Origin of the sequence: Streptomyces lacaronensis (assembly GCF_047337785.1) — a bacterium.
Taxonomy (GTDB): domain Bacteria; phylum Actinomycetota; class Actinomycetes; order Streptomycetales; family Streptomycetaceae; genus Streptomyces; species Streptomyces lycopersici.
The window spans coordinates 6010124-6026951 of the sequence record NZ_JBLHDK010000003.1; the positions used below are offsets into that span (position 1 = coordinate 6010124).

The following is a 16828-nucleotide window of genomic DNA, read 5'->3' on the forward strand; positions in this document are numbered from 1 at the left end:
CGGGGTGCCGCGTTCCGGTGGGGTGTCGAGGATCCGGCGGCCGTAGCCTGACCCCGCCGGTGGTACGCACGGCTGGGGGCTGGGTCGGCGATGCGGTGGGCGGCAGGTTGGTCCAAGGGCCCGATCCGACCCACTCATCCTCCCCTCCCCCAGGAGCTCCGCCGTGCGCACGTCCACGCTTCGTCTCAGCACCTCCCTGCTCGCCCTCAGCACCGTCATGGCCGCATCCATGGCCGGCTCCGGGACGGCCACCGCCCGGCCCGGCAGTCCGGCGGTCGGCCGCGACCGGCCGGGGACCGCCTGGTCGGCCGGGTGGGCCGCCCCCGTCCAGCGCCCCAGCTCCGGCTTCGAGAAGAACTGGGCCGAGGACGGCTTCGCCGAGCGCGCCGCCCAGACCCTGCGTCAGGTCGTCAGGGTCACCGGCGGTGGCACGGCGGCCCGGATCAGGCTGTCGAACCGTTACGGCACCGCGCCGCTGCGGATCGCGGGCGCGACCATCGCCCGTACCGCGCACGGCGCCTCCGTCCACCGCGCGAGCCTGCGCGCGCTGACCTTCGGGCACCGGCGATCGGCGGAGATCCCGGCGGGCGGGGAGACGGTGAGCGACGCGGCCCCGCTGCGGGTGGCGGCCCGTCAGCCGGTCACGGTCACGCTGTACTTCGACCGCCCGACCGGCCCCGCCACCTTCCACGCCCAGGCGTACGCCCGCAGCTTCCGCGCGGACGGCGACCACCGCGCCGACCGCGCCGGGGCAGCCTTCGCCGAGGCCACCAACTCCTGGTACTACCTCTCCGATGTCGAGGTCATCGGCGGTCCCCGGCACCCGGGCACGGTGGTGGCCTTCGGCGATTCGATCACCGATGGCTTCGGCTCGACCTACGACGCCGACCACCGCTGGCCGGATCTGCTGGCCGAGCGCCTCGCGGCCGTGGGCACCCCGCGCCCCGTCCTCAACTCCGGGATCGGCGGCAATCTGCTGCTGCACGACTCGGCCTGGTACGGCGACCGGGCGGGTGCCCGCTTCCGGCGCGATGTCCTGGACAAGCCGGGCGTACGGTCGGTGATCCTGCTCGAGGGGCTCAACGACATCGGTTTCAGTGAGGTCGAGCTGCCCACCTACAAGCCCAATCCGCAGGTGTCGGCCGATGAGGTGATCGCCGGTTACCGGAAGCTGATCGCTCTTGCCCACGCCCGCGGGATCAAGGTCATCGGCGGGACGATCCTGCCGTTCAAGGGCGCCGAGTACCACACCCCGCGCTCGGAGGCGAAGCGCGCCGCGATCAACGACTGGATCCGCACCTCGGGCGCCTTCGACGCGGTCGTCGACTTCGCGGAGGTCATGGCCGCGCCGTCCGATCCGCTGCGGCTGAACCCGGCGTACGACTCGGGCGACTTCAAGCACCCGAACGACGCGGGCTACCGGCGGATGGCCGAGGCCGTCGACCTCGCGACGCTATGAGGCCGCCGGCGGGGAAGAGAGACCAGAGCAGTTCAGGCCAGCGGCAGTTTGAAGCCGATGTGGCTGGCCTCGAAGCCGAGCCGCTCGTAGAAGCGGTGGGCGTCGATACGAGTCGCGTCCGAGGTGAGCTGCACCAGTACACACCCCTCGCGGCGCGACTCCTCGACGGCCCATTCGATCAGCTGGGTGCCGAGCCCGCCGCCGCGCTCCTCGGAGTGGATCCGGACGCCTTCGATGATCGAGCGCGTGGCGCCGCGCCGCGACAGCCCGGGGATCACGGTCAGCTGGAGGGTGCCGACGGTGCGGCCCTCCCGGACCGCGACGACCAGCCGCTGCTGGGGATCCGAGTCCAGCCGCTCGAAGGCGGCGCGGTACGGGGCCAGGTCGTCCGGGGACTCCCGGCGGGCGCCGAGCGGGTCGTCCGCCAGCATGGCCACGATCGCCGGGATGTCATCGGCGGTCGCGCGCCGTATCTCGAAGTCGCTCATGCGGTGGAGCCTACGCCGGGGCCGACGAGCCCCGGACGGCGGCGAGGGACCCACGGCCATGGGGGATCAGACGTCCCGGAATCAGTACGTCCGGCCCATCAGCACGTGGTGCCGGTGAGACCCTCCACAGCGGCGACGAGGGGCGCCAGTTCCGGCCGCCGGGCGGCCTCGGCGAGGGCCTCGCGCAGCGCGGTGTCATGCGTCGGCCGCGCCTCCTCCAGGAGCTTCAGCCCCTCGTCGCTGACGTCGGTGTAGATGCCGCGGCGGTCGCCGGGGCAGATGTAGCGGGCGAGCAGACCGCGGTCCTCCAGCCGGGTGACCAGCCGGGTCGTGGCGCTCTGGCTGAGCACGACGGAGTCGGCGAGCTGCTTCATCTGCAGATGTCCGCCGTCGCCGTCGTGCTGCCCGCTGAGTACGTTGAGCACGGAGAATTCGCGGACGCTCAGATCGTGCCCGGCCTGCAGCGCACGCTCGATGTGCGTCTCTATCCGGCCGTGCAGGGAGGACAGGGCGCACCAGCCCTGGGCCAGTGCCTGTCCTGCGGGCGGGGCGACGGCGCCGTGCGGTTCGTCCGGCATGGAACCCCTCCTAGATGGGTGAGCGGAGTCCAGGATAGTCCAGGGATGAAATAGACCGCGTATGCAATTATCGGCGCTTTGTCGCCCGCAGCCGCCGTCCCCGGGCGGTCAGTCCCCAGGGCTTGATCACCGAGATCGCGGTGAGGAAGGTATAGACGCCCAGGCTGACCGAGGGCGCCAGGATCAGATCCGTGGTCGCCCCGACCGCCCGCCCGGCCACGACGTCGGCCATCGCCGAGTCGATCCGGGCGCGCAGGGCGAACGCCGTGGCGGCGGTGGTGATCATCGTCAGCCAGAACTTCACATACACCCACCGGTGGCGCGCCAGCCCCCAGGGCGTTCTCAGCGACAGCACGATCCCGCTGACCAGCGACAGCAGGCTGATCGGAATCAGCAGCCAGTCGCCCAGCACATTCATGGACCGGTACGCCGCCCCGGCCTCTTCGGCCGAACCGGCCATGGCCCCGGTGATCCCCAGGGCCAGCACCCCGAGGGTCAGCCCGAGCCATCCGACCGAGACGACGACATGAACGACGAGGAGGCCCCGGCGCACGGGGCGGGTGAGTTGCCGCATGCCCCCACCGTGGCGGCGCGGCGGCCCCCGGGGCGTCTGACGCCGGGAGTATCCGCGCGTACTCCCGGCGGCGCGGGCGGACCGGCGCGGATGGCGAGGGGCCGGGGCGACGGGGGCCGGGCCAGGCCGTTGGCGTCCGGCCGGGGCGACAGGGGCCGGGCCGGGGCGGTGGGGGTCGGTGGGTGCATCTACGCTCGGGTGGTATGACCAGACTGCATCTGTTCGATCTGGACGGGACGCTCATCCACGGCTCGGCCGCCGCGATCGAGATCTCCCGGCAGCTCGGTCTGGGGCGGGAGATCGCCGCGCTGGAGCGGGAGTTCGCGGGCGGTGAGCTGACGACGGCCCAGTTCGCGGAGCGGGCCTGTGCGCTGTGGGAGGCGCTGACGGAGGAGCATGTGGCGGCGGCGTTCGAGGGGGCGCCGTGGCTGGCCGGGATCCGTGAGGTGTGGGCGGACATCCGGGCGCGGGGCGAGCGCTGTGCGGTGATCTCGCTCTCGCCGGGCTTCTTCGTGTCGCGGCTGCTGGAGTGGGGCGCGGACGCCACGTACGGCTCGACGTGGCCCGCCGTGCCGTTCCGGGAGCCGGTGGATCCGGCGGGGATCCTGACCCCGGCCGCCAAGGTCCGGATCGCCGATGAACTCTGTGCGAAGTTCGGCTTGACCAGGGATCACTGCGTGGCCTACGGGGATTCCCTCTCGGACGCCGAACTGTTCGCGGTGGTGCCGGTCTCGGTCGCCGTGAACGCCGACCACCATGTGAGCGAAATCGCATCCCACGCCTATACCGGTCGTGATCTCCGAGAGGCTTACGAATTGATGGGTAACCACACGTAACTATCGGTAATTACGCGAGTTGGTGGGTGTAACAGATGTGGGGCACTTGGGGCTTGTGAATTCATCCGGGGCCGGTAGGGTCGGGTCCGGTTCCGTGCGGCGTGCTGTAACGGGGGCAGAACGGGCATCCCAGGCCAACCAGCATAACGGGAACGCAGCCCCCGTTTCCCGGACTTCGGGCTATGCGCCCGGGACGGGGAACGAGCATGGCATGCTGCCCGCAAGAGAGTTACGGAGAGGGTCGGCACGACCATTCTCGCTTGAACCAGTGCACCAGGACGGGGAATTGCGGGCACATTCCGGCAGCGGAAGTGCGAAGACCGACAGAAAGATGTTCGAGGCGAGGCAACCATGGACGCTCCGACCACCACATCGTCGGCCGGCAGCGACGGCTCCGGCGGAAACAGTGGCGACTGGGGCTGGTTCACCCCGAGCAGGAAACCGGCCGATGACCGCAGGGCCCCGGACCAGCAGAGCGATGAGCGCGCGCCCAGCCGCCCGGTGAACCCGATACGGCCGGTCGGCACCGAAGCCGACCGCCGTACGCCCGCGGAACCGGTCCCCGCGCCCGGCCCGGGAGCGGGCGACCGCCGCAGTGACGACCGTCGCCCGGACGACCGTCGCCCGGACGACCGCCGGGCCCCCGGCCCCGCGGGTCACGCCCCTGCCGCCCCCACCCCCGGCCCCGCGGCCCGCGGACGCGAGGAGCATCAGCGCCCCGACGAGGTGCCCCCGGCCCCCCAGGACTTCCGGCCCGGCCCCGACTCGCCGTTCGCCGTCCCCGAGACCGCCTCGCCCGACGCGATCCTGCTGCGCCGCACCATGGCCGAGGTCGAGCCCATCAGCGACAAGGTCACCTCGTACTTCTACGCGCTGCTCTTCGTCCAGCACCCCGAGCTGCGGCCGCTCTTCCCCGCCGCGATGGACGCCCAGCGCGACCGGCTGTTCAAGGCGATCCTCACTGCCGCCCGGCTCATCGACGACCTCGACATCCTCACCGAGTTCCTCTCCCGGCTCGGCCGCGGCCACCGCAAGTACGGCACCCAGCCCGAGCACTACCCCGCCGTCGGCGAATGCCTGATCGGCGCGCTCACCCGCTACGCCGTCACCACTTGGAGCGACGAGGCCGAGGCCGCCTGGGTGCGGGCCTACACCGCGATCTCCCAGATCATGATCGACTCGGCCGCCGAGGACGAGCTGATCGCCCCCGCGTGGTGGCAGGCCGAGGTGGTCGGGCATGAGCTGCGCACCCATGACATCGCCGTGATCACCGTCCGCCCGGACCAGCCGTACCCCTTTCTGGCGGGCCAGTACACCTCACTGGAAACGCCCTGGTGGCCGCGGGTCTGGCGGCACTATTCATTCGCCGCGGCGCCGCGCTCCGACGGGCTGCTCTCCTTCCATGTGAAGGCCGTACCGGCAGGATGGGTATCCTCCGCGCTGGTGCACCGGGCCCGTCCCGGCGATGTGATCCGTCTCGGGCCCCCCGCCGGTTCCATGACGGTCGACCACGCCAGCGACAACGGGCTGCTCTGCCTCGGCGGCGGCACCGGTATCGCGCCGATCAAGGCGCTGGTCGAGGACGTCGCCGACCACGGCCGCAACCGTCCGGTCGAGGTCTTCTACGGCGCCCGCAACGATCACGATCTGTACGACATCGACACCATGCTGCGGCTGGCCCGGCAGCATCCGTGGCTCGCGGTCCGTCCCGTCGTCTCCGACGGCCCGACCAACGGCCTCAGCGGTCGGCTGCCCGACGCCGTGCGGCAGTACGGCCCGTGGAACGCGTTCGACGCCTATCTCTCCGGGCCGCCCGGGATGATCCGCAGCGGCGTCGACGCCCTGATGGGCATCGGTATTCCGTCGCACCGCATCCGGCACGACTCCATCGAGGAGCTCGCCGCGGCCGCGGAATAGGACGCGGGCACGGACGGCATACGACAAAACACCAACACTGGGCAGGCATTCCGGCGATTCCGGACGGCGAATCAGGACGGGGACGAGAACCGTGGACAGTGCGGAGCACCTGGACGACCGCGCGTGGCGTCCCGGGAGCGACGGCGAACACCATATGCAGCGGCGACTGGGCACCGTCGACCGCGCCGACCGCTTCTACGACGACCAGGTGCTGGATCACCTGAATGTCCGGATGCGGGAGTTCATCGGGCGCCAGGAAATGTTCTTCCTGGCCACCTCCGACCGGCACGGGGAGTGCGACAGCACCTTCCGGGCCGGTCCGCCCGGCTTTCTGAGAGTGCTCGACACGCGCACGCTGGCCTATCCCGAATACCGGGGGAACGGCGTCCTGGCCAGCCTCGGCAATATCCAGGAGAACCCCCACCTGGGCATTCTCATGGTCGACTTCTTCCGGGACCGGATCGGGCTGCATGTGAACGGCCGGGCCCGGGTGGTGGAGGACGCCGAGATGCGCGAGGCGCACTCCGGGCTGCCGGTGGACCCGGTGCCGGGGCGGCGCGCGGTGGTGTGGGTCGAGGTGACCGTCGAGGAGGCGTACATCCACTGCGCCAAGCACATTCCGCACCTCCAGAAGGTCCCGGCGCAGCGGCGCACCGGCGGCGACGCCGCCCGGCGCCGGGGGCCCTCCGGTGACCAGGCCCTCGAACACGACCGGGAGCGGGACTGGGGGACGGACGACGTCAAGCGGAAGGGCGGCGACTTCTTCGGCGCCGCGGCCGAGGCCCGTGAGGGCCGCAGGGTCCCGCCTGCGCCGCCCGTTCCGCCTGCTCCATCTGCCACTCCTGCTCAGTCCGTTCCGCCCGCCCCTCCTGCCCAGCCCGTTCCTCCTGCTCCGCCCATCTCACGGCCCTCGTGGGCGGTGGACCTGCCGGGCCAGGTCGCCTGGCCCGTTCCGGCAGCTCAGGCCGAGCTGGGGGCCTCGGTCCCGCAGGCTCCGGCCGCCCCGGCCGCTCCGGCCGCCCCGGACCCCCAGCCCCTGACGGACTCGGACACTCAGGTTCTGGCCATCCCTCCGGCCCCGCCCACGTCACCGGTCTCGTGGCCGGTGGGCCTGCCTCCCCAGACCGCCCCGACGGTCCCGACGGCCCCGGCTGCTCAGGACATCCTGGGCCCTCAGGCTCCGGACGCCGGACCGTCGGCACAGCCCGGACCGCCGGCACAGCCCGAACCGGCGGCACGGCCCCAGCCGATCGCACAGCCCCAGCCGATGGCGCGGCCCGAACCGGCCGCGCGGCCCGAACCGGCCGACCTCGCTCGGCGGTCCGCTGAGCCCTCCGCGATGCGTGATCTCAGCCCGGCCCTCCGGCGGCCGGTCCGTCCCGACGGGGGGCCCGAGGACTGGCGGGAGGAGGCCGAGCGGGTGCTGGCCGAGGCGCGGCAGCGGGCGGCCCGGAAGACCCAGCAGCCGTTCAGCGGCTGGTTCCGTTAGGTCCTGCCCCGACAGAGCCCAGCCCGCTGGTCCTGTTCGCGAAGATCCGCCCGGCAGGGCTTCGCCTCGCTCAGCCGAGGTCGTCCGCGAGCAGGGCCAGCACGCCCTCGATGTTGGCGTCGAGATAGGCCCGCAGCGAGGGCGGCACCACCTCGACCGAGGCGATCCCCTCGCGCGTGAAAGGGACGCTCACCACGTCGTACTCCCCGCACGGCTCGTCCACCTCCGGGCCGTGCCGCCGGGTGAGGTCCATCGAGGCGAGTCTGCAGACGAAGAAGTGCTGCACCTTCACACCGGTCGCGCCCACACCCCCAGAGCCCGCTGCGCCCTCCGCGCTCTCATCGGGATGCGGGACGGTGTCGACGAAGGCGGGCACCACGTCCGTCACCTTCGCGCCCAGTTCCTCGTCCACCTCGCGGTACAAGGCCTCGACGACGGTCGCGTCCTCGGGCTCCATTCCGCCGCCCGGAGTGATCCAGTACGGCGCCTGGCCGGGCTTGGTGCGCTTGATCAGGATCATGCGGGGCGCGGTGTCGCCCTCGAGGAGAATGGCACGGGCGGTGCGCTTGACCACGGGTCGTTCGGTCATGCAGGACATCTGCCGCACCCTTGGTCCCGCGAAACCACTTACTCACCAATCGACAGCCGCGCGCAACAGCCACTCGTGCGCCCGCGCGATATGCGGCAGCGCGAGTGCCCCCGTCCGTACCACCAGGAAATAGGTGCGCAGCGGCGGCACCGGCGGGTTGAGCAGCGCCACCACCTCCCCGGCGTCCAGCGCGTCCATGCACAGATAGCGCGGCAGGACGCCGAGCCCGGCGCCCTGCGCGACGCAGGCGAGCACCGCGCGCAGATCGGGCGCGATGATCGTGCCGGCGGTGACCGGCCGGGTGTCGAAGACGGCCGACCAGTAGCGACTGATCAGCGGCAGACTCTCATGCACCTCGACGACGGGCAGCGCCTCCAGCGCCTGTACGCCCTTGACCTGGAGCACCGCTGGGCCGCCGAGCCGGGCGGCCCAGCGCGGGGCCGCGACCAGCACATGCTCCTCGTCGCACAGCGGCGTGGCGGCCAGCAGCCGCCCTCGCGGCCGGGCGGTGGTGATGGCCAGGTCGTGATGGCCGGCGCCCAGCCCCTCGAACAGCTCCTCGGCGCTGCCGAAGGCGCAGCGCACCGCCAGCCCCTGGGTGACCAGGGTGGTCAGTGCGGGCAGGGCGCGCAGCGCGGTGAACTCCGGAGGGCCCGCGAGATGCAGGGTGCGCAGCGCCGAGCGGTCGTCCAGCCCCGTCTCGGTGATCTCCACGAGGGCGTCGAGATGCGGCGCGGCCTTGTGAGCGAGTTCGTCCCCGACGGTGGTGGGGACGACGCCGCGCGCCGTACGGAGGAACAGCGGGCGGCCGAGCTGCCGCTCCAGGGTGCGTATCTGGCCGGTGACGGCGGGCTGGGAGAGCCCGAGCAGCCCGGCGGCGCGGGTGAAGGACCCGGCGCGGTGAACCGCGACAAAGGTGCGTAAGAGGGCCAGATCCATGCGGTTCCCCTCGCCTCGGCGCGCCCCGCACGCATGCCAACTATAAATATGCCGATAGGTTCATGTCGCTACTGTGATTGGACACTGACGCTGAGTCAACTAGCCTTGTTCGAGCGGTTCTCCACGAGAGAACCGGGGCGTCTCAAGCCACGAGGGGGGAGGCTTGAGACGCCCGCACAGGCATACCCGCTTTCAGCCACCCGTCCTGGTGCTTGCCGTGCCCGATGCCGCGTCCGTGTCGGGTGCCGCGTCCGTTCCCGATGCCGCCTCTGTGCCGGATGCCTTATCGAGCGCCCGCAGCACATCGGCGATCAGATCGTCCGCGTCCTCCGCGCCCACCGAGAACCGGATGAAACCCTCGGGCACCGCGTCGCCGCCCCACCGTCCGCGCCGCTCCGCCGTGGAGCGCACCCCGCCGAAGCTGGTGGCGTCGTCCACCAGCCGCAGCGCGGTCAGAAAGCGCTCCGCGTGCTCCTTGTCCGGCAGGGTGAAGGAGACCACACAGCCGAAGCGCCCGCCGCGCATCTGCCCGGCCGCCACCCGGTGGGAGGGATCGGTCGGCAGACCGGGGTGGCGCAGCCCGGTGATCTCGGGACGGTCGCGCAGCGCCTCGGCGAGGGCCAGGGCAGTCGCCGCCTGGCGGTCGACGCGCAGCTGGAGGGTGGCCAGGGAGCGGTGGGCGAGCCATGCCTCCATGGGGCCGGGGATCGCGCCCACCGTCTTGCGCCAGGCCCGCACCTCAGCGGCGAGCCGTGGATCGCGGCAGGTCACATAGCCGAGCAGGACATCGCCATGGCCGGTGAGCGCCTTGGTGCCGCTCGCCACGGCGAAGTCCGCGCCGAGCTCCAGCGGGCGCTGGCCGAGCGGAGTGGCCAGGGTGTTGTCGACGGCGACCAGCGCGCCCCGGGCGTGCGCCGCCTCGGCGAGCCGACGGATGTCACAGACGTCCAGTCCGGGATTGGACGGGGTTTCCAGCCACAGCAGCTTCGTCCGGTCGCCCAGCGCCTCCAGGGCGGCCAGCTGGGCGTCCTCGCCGGTCGGGGCGGTGCGCACGGTGACCCCGTAGCCCGCCAGCCGCTCGATCAGCGCCGGGAGCAGCTGATAGCCGTCGGACGGCAGGACGGCCGCGTCGCCCTGGCGCGGCTGCGAGAGCAGTACGGCCGAGATCGCGCCCATGCCGGAGGAGAAGACGACCGTCTCGGCGTCGGTGCCCGGCGACTCCAGCTCGCTGATCGCCCGCTCCAGCAGGGACCAGGTGGGGTTGGCGTCCCGGCCGTAGGTGTAGGGGCCGACGGCGTCGCCGGGGAGGTGGTAGTGGGCGGCGAAGACCGGGCCCGGCAGCGTCGGCTCGTACGCCTCGGCCTCGGGCAGTCCGGCCCGTACGGTGCGGGTGCCGTCGCCGGTCATGCGGATTCCTTCCCCGCGTCCGGGCCATCGGCGGCCGACGCGTGCTCGACAGTGAGGCTCTCCGCACTCTTCTCCGAGGCGTCGATGGCCTCGGCGACCGCGTCCAGCAGCCCGGTGCTCGCGGCCTCGACCATCTCCAGGCACTCCTCGAAGTCGTCCAGCCCGCCGAAGTACGGGTCCGGCACATCGAGGCCGCCCAGCGCGTCGTGGTCCGCGTCCGGGTCGTAAGCCCGCAGCAGCCGCACCTTCGCGGCGTCGTGCGGGGTGGGCGCGAGCGCGCGCAGCTCATGCAGATGGCCGCTGTCCAGGGCGATCACCAGATCGAGGCGATCGAACCACTCGGTCCGGAACTGGCGCGCGATGTGATCCTGCTCATAGCCATGGGCGGTCAGTACGTCGATGGCGCGGCGGTCGGCCCCGTCGCCCGCGTGCCAGGGCCCGGTGCCCGCGCTGTCCACCTCGAGGAGGCCGTCCAGCCCGGCCTCCGCGGCATGGGCGCGGAAGACGGATTCGGCCATCGGCGAGCGGCATATGTTGCCGGTGCAGACAAAGCAGACACGGTAGGGCGACGGGTCTCTCATGCCTTCCATCATCTCCGTCCGTGATCAGTCCTTGTCATCGGGCAGCACGACATGCAGGGCCCACGCGACTATGGAGACGATCAGCCCACCGAGCACCGCCGTGCCGAAGCCGTCGACGTCGAAGCTCAGGTCCAGCTTTCCGGCCAGCCAGGAGGTCAACAACAGCATCAAGGCGTTGATCACCAGCGTGATCAGCCCGAGGGTCAGGATGAACAGCGGGAAGGCCAGCAGCTTGACGATCGGCTTGACCACCACGTTCACCACGCCGAAGACCAGCGCCACGAGAATGAGGGTGAGCGCTTGGCGGCCGGTGTTGTCACCGGTCAGCGTGATGTCCTTGAGCAGCCAGATGGCGACGCCGAGGGCGCCGGCGTTCGCGATCGTCTTGACGAGAAAATTCTTCATGGTTGAGATCGTCGCAGACAGGCCCCGGCGCAGGCAGGGGCACCGCAGGCATGGGTCAGGCAGGGGTGGAGAGGCGAATGAAGGCGTTCCGGCTGGATGAGCTGGAGGCGGAGCGGGCCGCGAACGACGGCGCGTATCTGCAGTTCCTGCGGGAGCGGAACATGTCCGTGGGGCTGTACGCGCTGAACGCGGGCCAGGCCGACCCGCAGTCGCCGCACGGCCAGGACGAGGTGTACGTCGTGATGAGCGGCCGGGCGTCGGTCACGGTGGGGATGGAGACGACACAGGTGGGGCGGGGCAGTGTGGTGTACGTCCCGGCGGGCACGGCGCACAAGTTCCACCACATCACCGAGGATCTGCGGGTGCTGGTGGTGTTCTCGCCCCCGGAGAGCTGAGGCCGTCCGACCGGTCCCGTAGGGGTCCGGTCAGGGGAGGACGGGGGGCGCGGGCCGCCCGCGCGCCTCCGTCCCGTCCTAGCATCGACGGCAGGGAAGACCGGCCGTCGGCGTCCGGACCCACGGCTCGGAGAGAAAGCAGGGAGTCACGTGACCACGAAGGGGATATTCCGGGGCTTGCCGTGGTGGGTGACCTGGATCGCGATACCGGTCCTCGTCCTCGCCGTGTTCGGCGGCCTGATCATGAGCGTGATCGGGTTCGTGGTGAGCCTCGTCTTCAAGGCGCTGCTGCTGGTGGTGCTGATCGCCGGGCTGATCTACGTCGTACGGAAGTTCACTTCCTGACCCGCCGCGCGGCGCCCGCCGCGTCACCCAGGGCCTGACGCGTCCCCGCAGGCCCTGAGGGATCCTTCCGCGCGCGGATACGCCGCGCGAGGGATACCGCCGGGGCGGGAGCACCGCCCGGCGCCACCCCTGCCGTTACAGTGCGAGTCCTCGGCGCTCTTCTTTCGGCGTCTGCCTCGCAACAACACCCCGGGGGTGCCTGTTGACGACAGCGATCTTCGATACGGCCGGTGCGCCGGCCCCGATCTCCCGCCCACCGGGCCCGCGCCGTCCGCGCCGCCCGGCCCCGCGGGTCTCCTCACGGCAACACTGGCCATTTTCGTTCCCTCACACGAGGCAAACCGACTCCGCACCGCAATCGAGTCGCTACGCTCCAGAGTCGGCGAAGCGCAAACAACCCGGGGCGGCGAACGATGCGTGAGATGCGTGACACAGTTCAGGCGGAAGTGACGATGACCTTCCTGGTCTCGCAGGATCTCTCCTTCCGGATCCCGGTCGAGCTGTCCTACGACAGCGGCGACCCCTATGCCGTCGAGATCACCTTCCATTTGCCCGGTGACGCGCCGGTGAGCTGGGCCTTCGCACGGGAGCTGCTGCTGGACGGGTTGAGCAGACCCACCGGCGAGGGGGATGTGCGGATCGCCCCCGCCTCCCCCGAGGGGCTTTCGGACGTCTTCATCAGACTCCAAGTGGGTTGTGAACGGGCCCTGTTCCGGGCCGGTGCCGCTCCGCTGGTGGCCTTCCTCGATCGGACGGACCGGGTGGTGCCTTTCGGCCAGGAGCCGGCGGCCTGTGACCCGGTCGGCGATCTCGATGCCGAACTCCACCGCATCCTGGCCGAGGACCGGTACGCGGGCTGAGAGCAGGATGCGCGGCGGGCCGAGGGCCGGTGCTGTGCCATGGCCTGCGGTGCCATGGCCGAGCTGACGGGTAGCGTGCCCATCGCCTCAGCGCCCCTTCGCCCGGCGGCGCCGACCGCGTCCGCCCCGGCCGGTCCGGGCCGCCTGGGTCGCCTTGGTCGCCTGGGCCGTCTGTGGCGCCCGTGCGCCGCCCGCGTCGGCCACCCGCTCCGCGCCGCCGTCCGCCGCCGGGGCGCGGTCCGCGGAGACCACGAGCACCGCCAGCGCGGTCGTCACCGGCACCGAGGCGACGAGCCCGATGCTGCCCACCAGCGTCCGTACGATCTCCTCCGCGACGATCTCGCTCGTGGCGACCGTGCCCACCCCGCTGTCCGCGATGGAGAACAGCAGGAGCAGTGGAAGCGAAGCGCCCGCGTACGCCAGCACCAAAGTGTTCACGACGGAGGCGATGTGGTCCCGCCCGATCCGCATCGCCGCCCCGTAGAGCTTGCGCCGGGACGTGGTCGGGTCCGCGTCCCTCAGCTCCCATACCGCCGAGGTCTGGGTGACCGTCACATCGTCCAGCACGCCCAGCGAGCCGATGATCACACCCGCCAGCAGCAGCCCTCGTATCTCGATGTTCGGATAGAGGCCGTGCACCAGCCCGGTCTGGTCGTCCGTGTTGCCGGTCAGGCTCGCCCAGCCGATGAACAGCGAGCCCAGCACCCCGATCAGCAGCAGTGACACCAGTGTGCCGAGCACGGCGACCGATGTACGCGCAGTCAGCCCGTGGCACATGTACAGCGCGAGAAGCATGATCGCGCTGCCCCCGACGACCGCGACCACCAGCGGATTGGAACCCTGGAGTATCGCCGGGAGGATGAACAGCGTCAGCACCCCGAAGCTGATCGCCAGCGCCACCAGCGCGAACACCCCGCGCAGCCGCCCCACCACCACGACCGCGAGCGCGAACAGCCCCGCCAGCAGCGCCATCGGCATCGACCGGTCGACGTCGGACACGGAGTACTGCAGTTCCTTGGGCGCTTTGGGGGCGTACGCCAGCTTCAGCTCCTGCCCGGCGCTGAGGTGACGCGAGGCGTTGGGCTGGACGATTTCGGGGAACGTGCGGCCCTTGTCCTTGCCCGAGGTGACCTCGATCGTGGCCTTCTCGCAGACGCTCTTCTTCCCGCCCTGCCCTGGGCTCCCGCTCTGCCCTGGGGCGCCGTTCTGGGCGGCGCCGCCTTGGCCGGGCTCGGTGGGCGCCTGCGGCTGGGCGTTCACATCGGCGCAGTTCACCTCCTCGACCTTCACCACCCGTCCGGCCACGGTCGTCTGGTCGAAGCCGAGACCGCTGCGGCCATGCGCCTTGTGGTCGGGCGTGCCGCCCGGCCAGAGCACGATCAGACCGGCCACGACGGCGACGGTGAAGGGGATGAGCACCGCCGCGATGATCTTGCGGAGGCGTGCGGAGACGGGGGTGGCGGGGCCATGGCCATGGGAATGTCCGTGGCCGTGGCCATGCGCCTGATCGGAGGGGTGGGGCTGCTCGGGCGGGTGGTCCTGCTGGATGGCGGTCACGGACGCATCATCGCAAGGGACGTGGGCCCCCTGTTCAGCGCTGTGGATAAACCGTTAGCGTGGTGACGAACCTTTGCAATCGCGGGAGCTCGGAGCACCGGGCTGAGAGGGCGCTGACGCTGCCAGCTGCGCCGACCGCTGAACCTGTTACCGGGTAATGCCGGCGTAGGGAGTGGGTCTCATGACTCAGCAGGATGCACCATCGCGCGCCGAGACGGCCGAATTCGGCTGGCATAAGGGATATGTCACGGGTTCGCGCCCGGACCTCCGGGTCCCGGTCCGCCGCGTGCACCTCACCAACGGCCAGGATGTGACGCTGTACGACACCTCCGGCCCGTACACCGACCCCACCATCGAGACGGATGTCCGCCGCGGCCTGGCGCCGCTGCGGCAGAACTGGATCACCGGCCGCGGCGACACCGAGGAGTACGCGGGCCGTCCCGTCCGCCCCGAGGACGACGGGCTCAAGCACACCTCGCCCCGCGGGGGGCTGCGCAACCTCGACGCGGTCTTCCCCGGCCGTCCGCGCCAGCCGCGGCGCGGCCGCCCGGGCACCCCCGTGACCCAACTCGCCTATGCGCGGCGGGGTGAGATCACGGCGGAGATGGAGTACGTGGCGATCCGCGAGAACGTCTCCCCCGAGGTGGTCCGGGAGGAGATCGCGGCGGGCCGTGCCGTCCTCCCGGCCAATGTGAACCACCCGGAGATCGAGCCGATGATCATCGGCAAGCGATTCCTGGTGAAGGTCAACGCCAACATCGGCAACTCCGCCGTCACCTCCTCCATCGAGGAGGAGGTCGAGAAGATGACCTGGGCGACCCGCTGGGGCGCCGACACGGTCATGGACCTCTCGACCGGCCGCAACATCCACACCACCCGCGAATGGGTGCTGCGCAACTCCCCGGTCCCCATCGGCACCGTGCCGCTCTATCAGGCGCTGGAGAAAGTCGACGGCAGGGCCGAGGAGCTGACCTGGGAGATCTACAAGGACACGGTCATCGAACAGGCCGAGCAAGGCGTCGACTACATGACCGTCCATGCCGGCGTCCGGCTGCCGTACGTCCCCCTGACCGCCCGCCGCAAGACCGGCATCGTCTCCCGCGGCGGCTCCATCATGGCGGCCTGGTGCCTCGCCCACCACCAGGAGTCCTTCCTCTACACCCACTTCGAGGAGCTGTGCGAGATCCTCGCGGCGTACGACGTCACCTACTCGCTGGGCGACGGACTGCGCCCGGGATCGATCGCCGACGCCAACGACGAGGCCCAGTTCGCGGAGTTGCGCACCCTCGGCGAGCTCAACCGCATCGCCAAGGAGCACGGCGTCCAGACGATGATCGAGGGTCCGGGCCATGTCCCGATGCACAAGATCAAGGAGAACGTCGACCTCCAGCAGGAGGTGTGCGAGGAGGCCCCCTTCTACACCCTGGGCCCCCTCACCACCGACATCGCCCCCGCCTACGACCACATCACCTCGGGCATCGGCGCCGCGATGATCGCCTGGTGGGGCACGGCGATGCTCTGCTACGTCACCCCCAAGGAGCACCTGGGCCTGCCGGACCGCGATGACGTCAAGACCGGCGTGATCACCTACAAGATCGCCGCCCATGCGGCCGACCTGGCCAAGGGTCATCCGGACGCCCAGGCATGGGACGACGCGCTCTCCGACGCGCGCTTCGAATTCCGCTGGGAGGACCAGTTCAACCTGGCCCTCGACCCGGACACGGCCCGCTCCTTCCACGACGAGACCTTGCCGGCGGAGCCGGCCAAGACGGCGCACTTCTGCTCGATGTGCGGGCCGAAGTTCTGCTCGATGAAGATCTCCCAGGACATCCGCCGGGAACACGGCGGCGCGATGGACGCGGCGGAGGCGGAGGCCGGTATGGCCCAGAAGTCCAGGGAGTTCGCGGAGGCGGGCAACCGTGTGTATCTGCCGATCGCGGACTGAGGCGCGGACGGGTAGGCCGAGATCGCGGGTGGATCCCGGCAAAGCAACACCTGCGGATTGAACCAGGCGATACGCCGCGGGGCGGGTCCGAAACCGCAACTTCGATTTGCGACTTCGGACCCCTTCTCGTGAGGCTACGCGGGCGGAAGCCCAGCCATGTAGACCGGGTTGCCGTCGTCCGTCAGCCCGTTCTGACGGATGCAGCGGTGCTTCTGGAGAAAGCGCAGACAGTCGTGCACCGCGATCTCGGGAGACTCTCGCCGCTCCTCCGGCACATGGTCGAGCAGGGCTTTTCGCGTCGTGGTGTAGCCGAGCTCTCGGCACACATCGGCAGTAGGCGGAAGTTCGCTCGATCGGCTGGTAATCGGTCAATCTGGGAACGAACCGCCCACCAGTGCTAACCCGGCTGAGGCTTCAGCCATGTTTCACGTGAAACGTCCCATCGAGTGCGGCTTGCCCGCAGG

General features: G+C 70.9%; 17 protein-coding genes and 1 pseudogene. 8 read left to right on the top strand and 10 right to left on the bottom strand.

Features of this window, described 5'->3' with window-relative positions:
• Positions 1-163 precede the first annotated feature (163 nt).
• Positions 164-1459 carry an SGNH/GDSL hydrolase family protein gene (locus ACMTAK_RS26085; protein ID WP_413808443.1) on the top strand — a complete coding sequence of 432 codons (1296 nt, stop codon included), beginning with the start codon at positions 164-166 and terminating at the stop codon, positions 1457-1459.
• A 32-nt stretch (positions 1460-1491) separates the two neighbouring features.
• Here ACMTAK_RS26085 and ACMTAK_RS26090 read toward each other — a convergent pair whose 3' ends face one another.
• From ACMTAK_RS26090 to ACMTAK_RS26100, 3 genes are all read right to left on the bottom strand, one after another.
• Positions 1492-1947: a GNAT family N-acetyltransferase gene (locus ACMTAK_RS26090; RefSeq protein ID WP_413808444.1), complete on the bottom strand. Its 456-nt coding sequence runs from the start codon at positions 1945-1947 to the stop codon at positions 1492-1494.
• Positions 1948-2045: 98 nt separating this feature from the next.
• Positions 2046-2525, bottom strand: a complete 480-nt coding sequence (locus ACMTAK_RS26095; protein WP_020870004.1) for a MarR family winged helix-turn-helix transcriptional regulator — start codon at positions 2523-2525, stop codon at positions 2046-2048.
• Positions 2526-2592: 67 nt separating this feature from the next.
• On the bottom strand, positions 2593-3099 hold the full coding sequence (locus ACMTAK_RS26100; protein ID WP_413808445.1) for a DUF2269 domain-containing protein: 507 nt from the start codon (positions 3097-3099) through the stop codon (positions 2593-2595).
• 203 nt (positions 3100-3302) lie between these two features.
• Between ACMTAK_RS26100 and ACMTAK_RS26105 the strand changes: the two genes are divergently transcribed.
• The 3 genes and pseudogenes from ACMTAK_RS26105 to ACMTAK_RS26115 all read left to right on the top strand — a co-directional run.
• Entirely contained in the window at positions 3303-3935 is a 633-nt protein-coding gene (locus tag ACMTAK_RS26105; RefSeq protein WP_413808446.1) for an HAD family hydrolase, read from the top strand.
• 351 nt (positions 3936-4286) lie between these two features.
• Positions 4287-5852 (top strand): globin domain-containing protein, encoded by a 1566-nt coding sequence (locus ACMTAK_RS26110; protein ID WP_413808447.1) that lies wholly within the window; start codon positions 4287-4289, stop codon positions 5850-5852.
• Positions 5853-6006: 154 nt separating this feature from the next.
• Positions 6007-6642: pseudogene (locus ACMTAK_RS26115) on the top strand (pyridoxamine 5'-phosphate oxidase family protein); the annotation flags it as partial.
• A gap of 769 nt (positions 6643-7411) precedes the next feature.
• Here the strand turns inward: ACMTAK_RS26115 and ACMTAK_RS26120 are convergent.
• From ACMTAK_RS26120 to ACMTAK_RS26140, 5 genes are all read right to left on the bottom strand, one after another.
• Positions 7412-7930: an NUDIX domain-containing protein gene (locus tag ACMTAK_RS26120; protein ID WP_413808448.1), complete on the bottom strand. Its 519-nt coding sequence runs from the start codon at positions 7928-7930 to the stop codon at positions 7412-7414.
• Between the two features lie 42 nt (positions 7931-7972).
• Complete coding sequence (locus ACMTAK_RS26125; RefSeq protein WP_413808449.1) at positions 7973-8869, bottom strand: LysR family transcriptional regulator; 897 nt, start codon at positions 8867-8869, stop codon at positions 7973-7975.
• Between the two features lie 192 nt (positions 8870-9061).
• Positions 9062-10276 carry a cystathionine gamma-lyase gene (locus ACMTAK_RS26130; RefSeq protein WP_413808450.1) on the bottom strand — a complete coding sequence of 405 codons (1215 nt, stop codon included), beginning with the start codon at positions 10274-10276 and terminating at the stop codon, positions 9062-9064.
• Positions 10273-10794, bottom strand: a complete 522-nt coding sequence (locus ACMTAK_RS26135; RefSeq protein ID WP_413808451.1) for a low molecular weight protein-tyrosine-phosphatase — start codon at positions 10792-10794, stop codon at positions 10273-10275. The genes ACMTAK_RS26130 and ACMTAK_RS26135 overlap by 4 nt, the downstream gene beginning before the upstream one ends.
• Positions 10795-10881: 87 nt before the next feature.
• On the bottom strand, positions 10882-11262 hold the full coding sequence (locus ACMTAK_RS26140) for a phage holin family protein (RefSeq protein ID WP_020870012.1): 381 nt from the start codon (positions 11260-11262) through the stop codon (positions 10882-10884).
• A 77-nt stretch (positions 11263-11339) separates the two neighbouring features.
• Here ACMTAK_RS26140 and ACMTAK_RS26145 point away from each other — a divergent pair, with 77 nt between their 5' ends.
• The 3 genes from ACMTAK_RS26145 (at position 11340) to ACMTAK_RS26155 (ending at position 12862) form a co-directional block, all read left to right on the top strand.
• Complete coding sequence (locus tag ACMTAK_RS26145) at positions 11340-11657, top strand: cupin domain-containing protein (RefSeq protein WP_044572695.1); 318 nt, start codon at positions 11340-11342, stop codon at positions 11655-11657.
• A gap of 150 nt (positions 11658-11807) precedes the next feature.
• Positions 11808-12002, top strand: a complete 195-nt coding sequence (locus ACMTAK_RS26150; RefSeq protein WP_044572698.1) for a DUF5326 family protein — start codon at positions 11808-11810, stop codon at positions 12000-12002.
• Between the two features lie 422 nt (positions 12003-12424).
• Positions 12425-12862 (top strand): SsgA family sporulation/cell division regulator, encoded by a 438-nt coding sequence (locus ACMTAK_RS26155; protein ID WP_413808452.1) that lies wholly within the window; start codon positions 12425-12427, stop codon positions 12860-12862.
• Positions 12863-12949: 87 nt separating this feature from the next.
• Here ACMTAK_RS26155 and ACMTAK_RS26160 read toward each other — a convergent pair whose 3' ends face one another.
• Positions 12950-14419: a YibE/F family protein gene (locus ACMTAK_RS26160; protein WP_413808453.1), complete on the bottom strand. Its 1470-nt coding sequence runs from the start codon at positions 14417-14419 to the stop codon at positions 12950-12952.
• 181 nt (positions 14420-14600) lie between these two features.
• Between ACMTAK_RS26160 and thiC the strand changes: the two genes are divergently transcribed.
• Positions 14601-16364 carry a phosphomethylpyrimidine synthase ThiC gene (gene thiC / locus ACMTAK_RS26165; protein ID WP_413808454.1) on the top strand — a complete coding sequence of 588 codons (1764 nt, stop codon included), beginning with the start codon at positions 14601-14603 and terminating at the stop codon, positions 16362-16364.
• A 134-nt stretch (positions 16365-16498) separates the two neighbouring features.
• Here thiC and ACMTAK_RS26170 read toward each other — a convergent pair whose 3' ends face one another.
• On the bottom strand, positions 16499-16690 hold the full coding sequence (locus tag ACMTAK_RS26170) for a hypothetical protein (RefSeq protein WP_413808455.1): 192 nt from the start codon (positions 16688-16690) through the stop codon (positions 16499-16501).
• Positions 16691-16828: the final 138 nt, after the last annotated feature.

Coding starts and splice junctions, on each gene's coding strand:
- ACMTAK_RS26100 (WP_413808445.1), bottom strand. CDS start 3,099: ATGCGGCAACTCACCCGCCCCGTGCGCCGGGGCCTCCTCGTCGTTCAT.
- ACMTAK_RS26095 (WP_020870004.1), bottom strand. CDS start 2,525: ATGCCGGACGAACCGCACGGCGCCGTCGCCCCGCCCGCAGGACAGGCA.
- ACMTAK_RS26135 (WP_413808451.1), bottom strand. CDS start 10,794: ATGGCCGAATCCGTCTTCCGCGCCCATGCCGCGGAGGCCGGGCTGGAC.
- ACMTAK_RS26155 (WP_413808452.1), top strand. CDS start 12,425: ATGCGTGACACAGTTCAGGCGGAAGTGACGATGACCTTCCTGGTCTCG.
- ACMTAK_RS26090 (WP_413808444.1), bottom strand. CDS start 1,947: ATGAGCGACTTCGAGATACGGCGCGCGACCGCCGATGACATCCCGGCG.
- ACMTAK_RS26120 (WP_413808448.1), bottom strand. CDS start 7,930: ATGACCGAACGACCCGTGGTCAAGCGCACCGCCCGTGCCATTCTCCTC.
- thiC (WP_413808454.1), top strand. CDS start 14,601: ATGACTCAGCAGGATGCACCATCGCGCGCCGAGACGGCCGAATTCGGC.
- ACMTAK_RS26130 (WP_413808450.1), bottom strand. CDS start 10,276: ATGACCGGCGACGGCACCCGCACCGTACGGGCCGGACTGCCCGAGGCC.
- ACMTAK_RS26110 (WP_413808447.1), top strand. CDS start 4,287: ATGGACGCTCCGACCACCACATCGTCGGCCGGCAGCGACGGCTCCGGC.
- ACMTAK_RS26125 (WP_413808449.1), bottom strand. CDS start 8,869: ATGGATCTGGCCCTCTTACGCACCTTTGTCGCGGTTCACCGCGCCGGG.
- ACMTAK_RS26140 (WP_020870012.1), bottom strand. CDS start 11,262: ATGAAGAATTTTCTCGTCAAGACGATCGCGAACGCCGGCGCCCTCGGC.
- ACMTAK_RS26145 (WP_044572695.1), top strand. CDS start 11,340: ATGAAGGCGTTCCGGCTGGATGAGCTGGAGGCGGAGCGGGCCGCGAAC.
- ACMTAK_RS26105 (WP_413808446.1), top strand. CDS start 3,303: ATGACCAGACTGCATCTGTTCGATCTGGACGGGACGCTCATCCACGGC.